Raw genomic sequence first — 12260 nt, forward strand, 5'->3', positions numbered from 1 at the left:
TCCGACCGCTCGGCCTACTTGACCAGCGTCTTCCAGTCCGGTGCCTGCGCGGGGTCGAGCAGGCGCAGCTGGGACAGTACCTTCGGGTCCTGGACGTCGAGCCAGTCGGACAGTTCGCGGAACGACACGCACCGCACGCCTTCGCGGGGGCAGACGTCCTTCATGACGTCCTCGACGGCCTTCATGTAGATGCCGCCGTTCCAGTCCTCGAAGTGGTTGCCGATGTACATCGGTGCCCGGCTGCCGTTGTAGACGCGGTTGAAGCCGTTCAGGTACGACTTCCGGGTCTGCTCCAGCCATGCCGCGTATTTCGAGGGGTCGCCCTGGGTGCTCTCGCCGGACTGGTTGTAGAGGAAGTTGAAGTCCATGGAGAGGACTTGCACCTCTTTGTCCTGCAAGGGCATGAGTTGCAACGGGAAGTTCCAGATGCCGTCGATCTTGTTCGGCCAGAGCTGGAAGTCGCCGGACGAGCTCGCGTCGTAACGCCAGCCGTACGGTTTGATGGCGGTGATGAGGTTCTTCTGCCCCTCCAGGCAGGGGGCACGGCCGCCGACGACCTCGCGGTCGGGATCGAAGGGGAGCGGCGCCTCGTCGGTGAATCCCGTGTTGGTCTTCCACGTCTTCACGAACGAGTACGCCTGGTCTATCTCGCTCTTCCACTCGGCGGGGCTCCAGTCGCCGCCGCCCTTGGGGCCGCAGAAGTGGCCGTTGAAGTGCGAGCCGATCTCGTCGCCGTCGGCCCAGGCGCCCCGCAGCTGCTCCAGGGTGGTCTTCACGTGCGCGACCGTGGGGTAGGAGATCGCCGCCGACCCCTGGCTGTGCTGCGGGGGGCGGTACAGCATCCGCTTGTTCTCGGGCAACAGATAGATGCCGGTGAGGAAGAACGTCATGTGGGCCTTGTTGGCCTCTGCCACCTGACGGAAGTGCGAGAAGAGGTGGTCGTCGCCCTCCAGCGCGCCGTCCCAGGAGAAGACCACGAACTGCGGGGGCTTCTCGCCCGGCTTCAGCCGCTGCGGCTTGAGCTGGCCGGGCTGCGGGCCGGTGTAGGAGGTGGAGCCGTCTCCGAGCACCTTGGTCTTCCCGTCCCAGGCCTCGTCTTGCTTGCCCTTGCCGGGGCCGGCTTTTCCGGCCGTTCCGGGGGACGGGGAGGCCGTGGACTTCTTGCCCTGCTCGGCGGCGTCGGACGAGCTGCCGGAGGTGAGGGCGTACGCGGTGGTGGCGGTCGCGCCCAGCGCGAGGATGGCGGCGCCGACTCCGAACCTCTTACGGTTCTGCGCCTTCCTGCGTGCCTTGCGGACGGCCCGGGACTCCGCCGGGACACGGGAGGCGTCGTCGGTGTCAGCCATCGCAGTCGTGTCCCCCATGGTCGCCGCAGCCGCCGCGTGTGGATAGTTGGTATGAATATAGAACTTATTTGGCATGCCTGTCGCACCACAAGTCCCCGCGGTCGCCCCCCTCGCACCACACCCAGCGGCACCCGGGGGCTGCCGGGCGCGGAGCGGACCGCTCGGTGTGCCCGGATTGCCTGCAACGACCGGAAACCAGCAGCACAGACGCGGGGCCCGGCGTATTTCGCCGGGCCCCGCGCCTGTGAGGATGTCGCTCGCGGTCCCGTCAGATGTCGACTTCGGTCGGCGTGTAGCCGACGGCCGCGTCGGTTCCCGGAGTTCCGGACGGCGGGGTCCTGCCGACGCGGTACCGGACGTTGCCGTGCTCGACGACATCGCCGGCCCGGTAGCGGTCCACCACGGCGGGGTCGAACGCGAAGGGGCCGGTGGCACCATCGGGCCGCCCCTGCTTCGAAGCCACCCCGATGACCTCGCCGTCGTACTCGTTCGCCATGCGTCCTCCTTGCTGTTCGGGCGGTGGCGTGACCGTCTTGGTCGCGCCGCCGTCGTCGTGCCAGATGCGCCTGCCCGAGCACGGCGGACGCACACACCGTGCGTCGAGGGGATTCCGGCCGAGGCCTCGAACGAGGCCGGGTTGCGGTCGCGGGCGACGAACGGGTCCAAAGACGCGGCGACTTATGCCAAAATTCCATCCCCCTGGTCCATGTGGACCGGTGACAAGGGGAAAATAGTGATATCAAAGACATTTCGACCTGCCATAGGCGTGGCCTTGGCCGGGGTCCTGTCGTCCGCGTTCCTGCCGGCTTCGTTCGCGAGCGCCGCCCCGCGGCCGCACGCGGCGGACAGCGCGACCGTCAGCACCTTCGCCCGCATCGCCGGCGACGTCCTCACGCAGCGCAGCCAGGCCCTGGTCGAGGACCGGGCCGGACGCCACACCTCGGCGACCACCGGCGCCAAGGCCCGTATGTCGGCCCAGTTGAAGCGGGACGAGGACGCCGCGCTGGCGTCGCTGCGGTCGCGCAAGACGCGGCTGAACGCACTCGGTGAGAGCTACACCGGCGCGGACACCCACGTCGCCGTGAACAAGGCGACGGTGTCCGGCCGGCAGGCGACCGTGGAGGTCACCGAGGACACCACGCTCACGTACAAGAAGATCCGTGGCGACGAGCCCGCCACGACCGGCTTCCGTACGCAGTACGAGCTCGCGCTCACCAACACCGCGGGTTCCGCCTGGGAGTTGACATCGATCAGGTCCAAGGACAACGGACCGGTCGCCGTCAACGAGCCGACGGTCGCCAAGGCCGCCGTCGTGACGGACGACGGGCAGACCTACCCGGACGGCACTCCGGCGTCCACGAAGTACCCCGCTCCGGCCAACCCGAAGACGAAGACCGGCACGGGTTACGACTACGCCGCGATGGCCGCGTACGCCGAGAAGTACTGGAAGAACTACAACCCCGCCTACCGGCAGTTCAACGGCGCGGGCGGCGACTGCACCAACTTCGTCAGCCAGGCCCTCAAGGCGGGCGGCTGGAAGAACGTGCCCGGCTCGACGTCCGACTACCGCAACTGGTGGTACGACGGCGCCCTGCAGACCAACTCCTGGGTCGGCGTGAACGACTTCGCGTGGTTCACGCTCTCCAACCAGCGGGCGACCAACCTGGCCAACGTCTACCAGATGGACGTCGGCGACGTCCTTCAGATGGACTTCGACCGGGACGGGTCCAAGGACCACTCCATGATGGTGACTTACCGGAGCAGCACCGGAACTCCGTACCTCACCTACCACTCCACGAACACCTACCGGAAGTCGCTGGCGAGCCTCATCGCCTCGTACCCCAACGCGGTGTACTTCGCCTACCGCACCTGACGGTTGGGCCCGGCGGACGGCCTCCCGATCCGCCGGGCCTTGCCCAGAGCGCAGAGCATGAGTCTGAGCCTCAGCCAGGAACTCGGGGGCGCTGCGGCGCCAAGAACCCAGGGCCAGAACCCAGAGTCCGGAGCCCAGAACGCCCCCACCTCACCGGAGCAACACGGGGCTCGGGTGGGACATTCACTCGTCGCGAGGAACCGCCAACGTCCTGGACGCCATTGCCGAAGTCGGCCCAGCCGCCGGCGAAGAAGGCCCTGCAGGACATCCACAACGAGGACCGCGAACACGCCGAGCGGGCGATCAAGCCTTCACCAGGCTGTATGTCGCCAAGTTTCCCAAGGGCGTCGCGGAGATCACCGGCGACCAGAATGTGCTGCTGGAGTTCTACAACTACCCGGCGGAGCTCGTCGAGTCCGCCCAGTCCCGCTGGCGGGTCGTCAACGGCGCGTCACTTCGTCCCGCCTCGTCCGCGCCGACGCACGCTTCGAACGCGGCAACTGGTCGAGCGCCCGCAAGCCGCGGCGTAACGGACCTGCCGCCGGCCCGATCGTCAGTCGAAGGTCAGACGGCTTCCCCAGGCACGGCTCCATCCACCGCGCCAAACGGCCAGTCCGGAGTAGGTGAACGTGCAGCCGACACCGATGCCCCAGTCGTCACCCTCGTACCGGACAGCAGGGTCAGCCAGGGCGGAGCGAAGACGGTCAAGCGGGATCACGGTGAAGGCATCACCCTGGGTGTCAGGGTGATGCTGGACCTCGATCCAGCGCTCGCGGACGAACGGGACCAACGGGGCGAGTTGCTGGTCAACCCAGGCAAGGCGCTCGGCGCCGCCCAGTCCGGCCGGCAGCTCTTCCCAGATACCGAACGGTCCGGTCAGCATGCCGCTTGCCTCGGCAGCGCAGACCAGGACTTCACGTTGGGCGATGCTCAGCTCGTCCCAGGTGGGAAGGCCACCGGTGTCCGCGCTCGGATACGCATCGTTGAGCCAGAGCTCGCGCACGGCTTCAGGGCATGAGAGGTCGAAACGACGGGGAGAACCGGGCTTCGAGAGCCAGTTGGCCGCCTCGGCGAGGACTTCCTGCCGTTCCGTGTCGGTCAGGACGGTGTCAGAGGAGACAGGGAAGGTGCCCTGCACTTCTTGAACGGTGATCAGGCCGCGTTCGGCGAGGTCCATAGCAACCGCGGCCAGCCCAGGAATCAGCTGCAGCTGTTCGGCCTCCGTGTAGCTACGTGAAGCCGGGGCACCCTCGGCATCTGCCCAGCGCAGAGCCATGCCGTAGTGCTGAACCGACCCGGCCAAGGAGTACTGGGACATGGCCCGACGCAGCAGCGTCTGTTCAGCGATAGTCAAAGCGTCCCAAGAGCGCATGATCGGTAATCATCCCACCCTGCTCGCTGCCATCCGCAAGTTTTGACATTGCTCTTCGCCTTTCCTTATCCGGCAGCTGCCGATGCTGGAGGGGCCGGGCGATGTGGAAGTGAGGGGTGGGGCCCGGCCTGTCCGACCGGGCCACCTGAGTACTTGTACGGATGGACACGGCGAAGAGCATCACCACACTGGAACCATGACTTCAAGGAGGGCTTTGCCCGCGTTAGCCACCGTGCGTGAGGCTGTGGCGCGCTATCTCGGCGTCCTTGCCGTCTTCGCGCTCTCGGCATGCTCGGCTGAGGATCGGGCCACACCGCCTCATGAGGTACGAGAACTGGCAGGAAGTCCACAGGCCCAGCAGTACCGAAAGAAGCTCGAAGACCAGCTCCGAGCCACCGTGAACGCGTACGCGAAAGACACGCCCCTGACTCTCAGCTTGCTCACGATCAACGACGTCTGCGCCGGAGGTAAGGCTCGGAAGCTGTTCTTCCAGGACGGTGACGATCGATACAAGATCCGCTGCGACATGAGGGCGACCGCGTACTTCGGGGCTGGCCCCCACCGTATAGGGGACGTCCTGGACGGAATCCTCGCGGGCTGCGACCGTGCCCAGAAGACCCCTGACCCGCTCGACACCATCCCCTTCCGCCACGGCCCTGACGGGCGCAGCTCTCTCGTCGACTACTACCGGGGGGTCGGCCCCAACCCCAACAGCCCCAGCACATTGGAACCTAGCTACCTGTACGCCGACAGGCAGCGCCTGACCTGGGACACCCTCCGTAGCAGTCGGAAGACCCTGGTCGCTGACACGGTATGCCGGGACGATGACCCGCCCGTCGTCCGCTGTCTGCGCGAGCCCGCAGGAAGAACGGTGGACGACATTCGCAAGCAGCACGGAATGGTATTCAAGTTGGAAATATCGAATATCGACTACTACATCGTTTCCAAAAAGGGAACAATCATTGTTCCGCGGTAGTAGATGTTGGCCCATCTGCTCTTCCGGGAATCCGGTTGACGTCTACCACGGGCGACTGTGTCGAACTATACGCCTCAAGTGGCGCTGAACCCGCCACTGTTTGGAGGGGCTTCGGGACGAGTAGAAGAATTAGTCCCTTCGTATGCCCCGCCCCGCCCCAAATCCTCAAGGAGGCCGCGGCCGCGATCCCCGAGATGGCGTTCGGGGAGGTCGGCGAGGCGATGCTCAGGCCCGCATAAACGACGCTGATGATGCGCCCCCAGCCTTCTCCGCACGGCAGTAGCGCTGGCGGATGGGTTGCCGCAGGTGCGCACGGATCGAGCGGGACGAATAGGCGTGCTCCGCGATAACGGAGGCGGGACGTCCCGGGGCCGGTGCGAGGCACGCGGAGGTGTGCCATGACGGGGGCGAAGAAGGCCTGGGTTGCGGGTACCTGAGGATCAGGTACCTGGTGCCGGGTGCCGTCGCTCGCCCAGCGTCGGTGGCGGTTGTACGCGGTCTGCCAGGGCCCGCAGCCGCAGGGCAGGGTCCTGCCGGGGGGATCACTGCGAGCGCAACCGGTCCAGTGCCGAGCGGCTCTCGTCGTCCGCGGCGCGGTAGATCACCAGTCGCTGGTCTGCATCTTGGATCGGCATGAGCACTTCGAAATATACGGAGATCATGCCGACGACGGGATGCCGCAACACCTTCAGCCCGCGGCCGTTCACCTTGACATCCCGCTCGGCCCAGAGTCGCGCGAATTCGGCGTCACGGGCGATGAACTCCTCGATACGGGCGGCCAGTTGCAGGTCTTCCGGGTGGGCGGCCCATGCGGCGCGAAGGTGCGCGATTCCCTCCCGTACGACGCGTTCGCGGTCGACGTAGACGTCACGCATACCCGGGTGCATCAGGCACAGCCACATCGCATTGCGCTGCGACGGCGGCAACGTGTCGAAATCGAGGAGCAGCCTCGCTATTTCGTCGTTCCAGGCCACGATGTCGTAGCGGTGGTTCATCACCATGGCGGGCAGCGGCGACAAGTCAGCTACCAGAGCGGCGAGTTGAGGCGACGCCTCGACAGCGGCATCGCCCGCGTGGCGGGGGCGTCGCTGGGCCAGGTCGAAGAGGTAGGTGCGTTCGTCGGGGGCCAGGCGCAGCGCATGAGCCAGCGCTTCCACCACGTTCGAGGAGGGCCGCAGTCCCCGGCCCTGTTCGAGTCGCACGATGTAGTCGATGCTGACTCCGGCCAGTTCGGCGACTTCTTCGCGGCGCAGTCCCGGGGTACGGCGGGACCGCGCGCGCAGAGGCAGGCCGACGTCCCGCGGGGCCAGGCGTTCGCGCCGGGTCCGCAGGAACACGGCCAGTTCGTGTGTGGTGTCCACGGTGCGGGTCATCGCGTCCGATGCTAACGCCAGGGTGGGACTGGCTTTCCCAGGAAGACCTCTCCCTTACCCCGGGTCCGCGACGGCGACAGGCTTGATTCCGGCAACGGATCACTAGCACAGGAGAAAACGATGTCGCTCACCCTGGACACCTACCGGTTGCTGGGCCGCTCCGGACTGCGGGTCTCCCCGCTGGCACTGGGAGCGGCCACCTTCGGTACCGAGTGGGGCTGGGGCGCCGAACCCGACGAGGCGCGCAAGCTGTTCGACCTGTACGTCGAGCGCGGTGGCAATTTCATCGACACCGCCAGCACCTACACCAACGGCAGCTCCGAGCGGCTGCTGGGCGAATTCACCCGGGGTAACCGCCAAAGCCTGGTGCTGGCGACGAAGTTCTCGACGCTGCGCCGTCCCGGCGATCCGAATTCCGGGGGCAATCACCGCAAGGCCATGTTCGCATCGGTGGAAGCCAGCTTGCGCCGCCTGAACACCGACTACCTCGACCTGCTCTACCTGCACGTGTGGGATGCCATGACGCCGGTCGAGGAGTTCCTGCGCGCCATGGACGACCTGGTCCGTCAGGGCAAGGTCCTGTATGCGGGGATCTGCAACGTCCCGGCCTGGCAGGTGTCGCGCATGCAGACGATCGCCGATCTGCGCGGCTGGTCACCGCTGGTCGCGCTCCAGACCGAGTACAACCTGGCCGAACGGAGCGGGGAGCGTGACCTGTTCCCGATGGCGCGCGAAATGGGGCTGGGCGTGGCCGCCTTCTCCCCTCTGGCCGGCGGACTGCTCACCGGCAAGTACACCAGGGCCGACCTGACCGCTCCGAAGCCGGATACCGATACGGACAGCACCCGCAAGGAGTTCAACCTCGCCAACGGCGCGCTCACCGAGCGCACCCTCGCCCTCGCGGACGTAGTGAAGGACATCGCAGCCGAGCAAGGGACGCCCCCCGGCCGTATCGCTCTGGCGTGGCCTTTGCAGAACCCGGACGTGACGGCACCGATCATCGGCGCCCGCACCCCCGCGCAGCTGGAGGACAACCTGGGCGCGCTGGAGATCGAATTCACCCCCGCCCAACTCGCCCGCCTCGAACGGGCCAGCGCGATCAGCCTCGGCTTCCCTCATGACTTCCTCGCCAGCGAACGGGGCCGGACAATGAACTCGGGCGACCTGATGATCGAGCCGCGCCGCTGAGGTTTGAGCGTGAAGTCCGCTGCGTACGGCCGCATTCTCAAGCAGGGGTGCAGCCTACCCCTACGCACGGACAAGCCCGCCAACCGCTACCGCGCTGCCCGCCACTTGGCCGTTTTGTTGACACGACTAGGAAGGATCCATGGGACACCCCGCGGCCCGCCCACCAACGAAGTTGGCCAGGCTGGGGGCCGGCTCCGCGCGACATAGCCGGACTCTTCGTCTACTCGGGCACGCTCGTGAGAAACGTACGGATCTCGGCGGCCAGAGCCACTTGGAGCTCACCAGGGTGCACAGGCGGGCGAGAACATGCAGGCGGAATCGCCGCCTCCCATTACGCACCCGGCGTCAAGCCAGCGTGCAGCGCTTGGCCGCGCGGTACTCCTCGTAGCGCGCGACGTTGGACGGCCCCAGTTGCTGAAGGCGGCCACGCGGGCCGATGCCTGGGCCGTGGACGCCACGATCATCAGCACCCTCAGGGCCCCGTCTCGGCCCGGCCGGAGCCCGCTGGTTGCCGGTGACCTCAACTCAAGCGCGCCTGAACGGAGTTCACCGAGCCCCAAGTCCACGGAGAGTGATCGTCACCTGACCGGATGTCAGTGGCGGCTGCTTTCATGGGGCGTAGGTGGCGAGGAGTTGGGCGCTTCGGTCTGAAGCCGTAAAGGGAGGAGAGGTCTGTGCGGACTACATGGGTGAGGCGGTACGTGAGGGCTGACGGCACCGCTGTTCGAGGGCACATACGTCGATTACCGGAGCTCGGCGGGACGGCGGGCGGTGGTCTGTTGCTGCTCGTGGCCAACTTTCTCCAGACTTTGATGTGTCTCATGAGACACACGGTCACTGAGATCGTTCCATCCTGATTCCGCAGGTCACAGGGCTGGTGTGGGTCGGGAGTGATGGGCTCGCACCGGTCAGGAGCGTGATCGTTGCGGGGAGATCATCGGTCACCTCTGGACTTCGGCGTTGGCGAGGACGAGGAGGGCTTGCAGGAGGATTTGAGTGCAGTCCAGGAGCAAGCGGCCTGGGAGCGGAGTCGGAGTTGGCGGTGGCGTGAGCGCTTTGCCTCCCCCCTTGATCACACCGATGTGGCCAGGTGCATGATGTGTCTGGACATAGGGGGGACGCATGACGCAGACCACGCCGCCGAGATGGGGGCTGACATCGCCGGGGGCTCCTGGGAATCCGGGTGTGCCGCCGCAGGGGTTCATGCCCGTGCGGCCCCCGGACGGCGGGAACGGTGCGGTGTTCACTGTCGGGGCTGTGGCGATCGGGGCTGAGGCCGTGATCGCCGCGCTGGTCGCCGTCCTAATCCTCTTGCAGTCCGAGTCCCACGGAGGCGAAGGCGGCATCGGATGGCTGTTCGGCACCATATTCGCGCTCGTGCTGCTGGCAGTCATGTCGGTGATCGCGGGGCTGGCCGGTTCGGCGATGGCGGTGCTTCCCCTCGTCCTCCTCGGGCGTGCGGTGGCTCGCCGTACGGGTCGGCGTGACAGCTGGCAGCTCACCCTGGCCACTGTGGCGGTCGTTGCCGTCGCCCTGGCGCTGCTCATCGGCTCCTGCATGCTCCTGGTCGGCTTCGGCGGCCTGCTCGTTTATCCCGTCCTTGCCCTCAGTCTCGTCGTCGGGCTGGTACCCGCGACCCTGTGCGCCCGGGCGGCGGGGAATCCCGGAAAGCCCGGGGCCCGATGGCGGGTGCTCGGGGGCGTGGCGCTGGGCGGTCTGGGGCTGCTCGCGGTGATGCTTGCGGTCGGGGTCGCGGCGTACAGCTCGGGGATCCTCAAGATCTACGAACCGCCCCGGCTCACTGAAGCCGACATGGTCGGTACCTGGACGGACGGCGGCGGCGGAAGCCTCCGCTTCGAGGCGGACGGCACGGTGACGGCGAAGGGCGTCATCAAGTACGAGGCCACAGGTGAGCAGTCCGGTGCCTCCAACTGCACCGGGAAATGGCAGCTGACCGAGAACGAGGGCGACCGGCCGTTCGAGCTCAGCATCGCGGACTGCGAGAGCCTGTCCTTCGGCTGGGACATCGGCGGTACGGAGGAACACCCGACGGTCTTCACCTGGATCGGCAAGCCGGATTCGGGTGAGCGGTACATCCTTACGCGGCAGCGGTAAGCCATCCGGTGCTGAGGTCTCGGGCCCGGCCCGGACGGTCCAGCGAGATCACGGGCGCCCGCCACGACAAGATCACCGCCCATCTCCGCGAAGACGGCCTCGGTTCCCTGGCCGACCTCAGCTTCATCGGCGTGGACGACCAACCAGAGACCGACCCGGTGATCATCACCGGCCGCAAGGCCACCAAGAACCACAAACTCACCTACGCGGAGAAGGAAGCGAACCGCCTGCTCACCCGTGAACGCGCGGCCGTCGAGCACGGCTTCGCCAACCTCAAGTCCTGGCGCATCCTCACCAAAGTCCGCATGAACTCCCGCCAACGCGACCGCCTTCCTGGTCCTCGCCAACACCGAAGTCCAGAGGTGACCGATGATCTCCCCGCAACGATCACGCTTCTGACCGGTGCGAGCCCGTCACTCCCGGCCCACACCATCCCTGTGACCTGCGGAATCAGGATGGAACGATCTCACTCACTCGTAGCGTGTCCGCGGCTCAGCGGGATGGGGATCACCGTGGCTGAACGGCCGATGGCGTGCTCACGCAACGATGCATTCTCCGCGAGAAGCGTCATGATGACGGTGGCCGCGGCGTCGACCTGGTCCTGGAGGGTGTGACACTCCTCGCGGCTCTTGCGCAGTTTTCTGCACAGTTCGGCGAGCTCCGATGTGTGCTGGTGCCGCAGGGTGCCAGCCGGACTGCTGGCGATGCGGCCGTCCCACTCGGTGAGGATCTCGGTCGCCCGGTTCATGGTGGCCCGGCTGACGCCGGCCTCGCGGCAGAGGTTGTTCTTCGTGAGTTTGCCGTCGGTGCGCTCAGGTTGGCCGGAGAGGAGCCGCTCCATGGCATCCCGCAGGGCCTGCTGGGTCTTGGCGGAAGTCATTGTCCGGCCTTCTTGAGCATCAGGTTGACCTCGCCCAGCTGGGTGTCGAGCAGAACCCGGCGGTTGGTGGGGAGCTTGGGATCGGCTCGCAGCCGGTTCAGGGAGGTGCGTTCGGCCGTCCAGATCGGTAGGTGTTCCGGCCCGATGATGCTGTTGGCGCATCGGGAGGGCTGGCAGCGGTCGAGAAGAGGGCCACGGTGTCCCTCGGGAACGACAGCTTCTTCGAGGCATTTGGCCCCGATAGGGTCGTCGTTCATGGTGCAGTGGTTGAGCTTGCCGAAGCGGACCGAGAACCGGGTGCGCCGGAGCAGATCGTGTTCGACCCGGATGTCGCCGCGCTGGGCTTTGCCCGTGGCCCGCAGGTCGGCGGCCTTCTCGCGCACGGCGGCGAAGGCCTCGCGCATGCGGTCGGCACCGGGGCCGAAACCGATGGTCTCGCCGCGGCTGTCGGCCGCGAAAAGTTCCTTGACGCGCTGGAACTTCCGCTCAGCGACGGCGTTGTCGAGATGGCGGGCCCAGGAGGAGGCGGGCTCCATGTAGCCGCCGGTCGTCCTGTTGGCCAAGGCCCGGGTAATGGCGTGCTTGAGCTGCATGCCGACCGCGATCTCCGAGCCGGGGAAGTCCCGGGTGAGCATCGCCATGGTCCTGCGGAACATGTGCGGCGTGATGTGCTGCGACGGAATCTCGTCCAGGCCGGTGGTGTTTCGGTGCCGGTTCACGTGGTCAACGAAGTCCTGGATCACGTCCTTGCTGCTGAACAACGTTTCCGGGTCACGGCCGGGGACGGACGCGAACGCCAACTCGGGATGCTGGGAGAGCCGTTCGGCGAGCTCGATGGCCCGGGTGACCGGTTCGATGATCCACCAGTGCTTGACTGGCAGGCCGGCATCGAGCTTGGCCTTCGTCGACTTCACGGCCGGTGTGCTGAAGTGCTCGACGACGGAGCCCTTGGTGATCTCCCGGACCTCGGAGTCCCGCATCATCGAAAGGGCTCCCACGAAGATGTAGCAGGCATTGCGCAGGGCCGTGGCCTCGCGCCAGAGCTGCTTGGGCAGCAGCGCGTCGTGCCAGGGACCACGGCTTCCGTCAGGGCGGTCGACCTCCAACAGGTCCGGCAGCAGTCCGTACTGGACGCGG

10 protein-coding genes and 1 pseudogene are annotated in these 12260 nt (G+C 66.8%); 5 read left to right on the plus strand and 6 right to left on the minus strand.

Annotated elements, in window-relative coordinates; genetic code table 11:
• Positions 1-14 precede the first annotated feature (14 nt).
• A complete protein-coding gene (locus N4G70_RS27360) occupies positions 15-1346 on the minus strand; it encodes a hypothetical protein (protein ID WP_261715392.1) in 1332 nt (443 codons plus the stop codon).
• 268 nt (positions 1347-1614) lie between these two features.
• The gene (locus tag N4G70_RS27365; protein WP_261715393.1) at positions 1615-1842 is read right to left on the minus strand and encodes a hypothetical protein; all 228 of its coding nucleotides are present in this window, start codon (positions 1840-1842) and stop codon (positions 1615-1617) included.
• Between the two features lie 270 nt (positions 1843-2112).
• On the opposite strand from N4G70_RS27365, the gene N4G70_RS27370 reads away from it, so the two are divergent.
• A complete protein-coding gene (locus N4G70_RS27370) occupies positions 2113-3219 on the plus strand; it encodes an amidase domain-containing protein (protein ID WP_261715394.1) in 1107 nt (368 codons plus the stop codon).
• Positions 3220-3772: 553 nt separating this feature from the next.
• On the opposite strand, the gene N4G70_RS27380 is transcribed toward N4G70_RS27370, so the two are convergent.
• On the minus strand, positions 3773-4591 hold the full coding sequence (locus N4G70_RS27380; protein ID WP_261715425.1) for a hypothetical protein: 819 nt from the start codon (positions 4589-4591) through the stop codon (positions 3773-3775).
• A 196-nt stretch (positions 4592-4787) separates the two neighbouring features.
• On the opposite strand from N4G70_RS27380, the gene N4G70_RS27385 reads away from it, so the two are divergent.
• Positions 4788-5567 carry a hypothetical protein gene (locus tag N4G70_RS27385; protein WP_261715395.1) on the plus strand — a complete coding sequence of 260 codons (780 nt, stop codon included), beginning with the start codon at positions 4788-4790 and terminating at the stop codon, positions 5565-5567.
• A gap of 542 nt (positions 5568-6109) precedes the next feature.
• On the opposite strand, the gene N4G70_RS27390 is transcribed toward N4G70_RS27385, so the two are convergent.
• The gene (locus N4G70_RS27390) at positions 6110-6940 is read right to left on the minus strand and encodes a helix-turn-helix transcriptional regulator (protein WP_261715396.1); all 831 of its coding nucleotides are present in this window, start codon (positions 6938-6940) and stop codon (positions 6110-6112) included.
• A gap of 120 nt (positions 6941-7060) precedes the next feature.
• Between N4G70_RS27390 and N4G70_RS27395 the strand changes: the two genes are divergently transcribed.
• The 3 genes and pseudogenes from N4G70_RS27395 to N4G70_RS27405 form a co-directional block, all read left to right on the plus strand.
• Complete coding sequence (locus N4G70_RS27395) at positions 7061-8128, plus strand: aldo/keto reductase (RefSeq protein WP_261715397.1); 1068 nt, start codon at positions 7061-7063, stop codon at positions 8126-8128.
• 1257 nt (positions 8129-9385) lie between these two features.
• Positions 9386-10243: a hypothetical protein gene (locus N4G70_RS27400; RefSeq protein ID WP_261715398.1), complete on the plus strand. Its 858-nt coding sequence runs from the start codon at positions 9386-9388 to the stop codon at positions 10241-10243.
• An 8-nt stretch (positions 10244-10251) separates the two neighbouring features.
• Positions 10252-10506 (plus strand): annotated as a pseudogene (locus N4G70_RS27405) (IS5/IS1182 family transposase); the annotation flags it as partial.
• Between the two features lie 203 nt (positions 10507-10709).
• Here N4G70_RS27405 and N4G70_RS27410 read toward each other — a convergent pair.
• Both N4G70_RS27410 and N4G70_RS27415 read right to left on the minus strand, forming a co-directional pair.
• Positions 10710-11123, minus strand: a complete 414-nt coding sequence (locus tag N4G70_RS27410) for a hypothetical protein (RefSeq protein ID WP_261715399.1) — start codon at positions 11121-11123, stop codon at positions 10710-10712.
• Entirely contained in the window at positions 11120-12229 is a 1110-nt protein-coding gene (locus tag N4G70_RS27415) for a hypothetical protein (RefSeq protein WP_399037038.1), read from the minus strand. The genes N4G70_RS27410 and N4G70_RS27415 overlap by 4 nt, the downstream gene beginning before the upstream one ends.
• Between the last annotated feature and the right edge of the window lie 31 nt (positions 12230-12260).

The organism is Streptomyces sp. ASQP_92, from assembly GCF_025399895.1.
GTDB lineage: Bacteria > Actinomycetota > Actinomycetes > Streptomycetales > Streptomycetaceae > Streptomyces.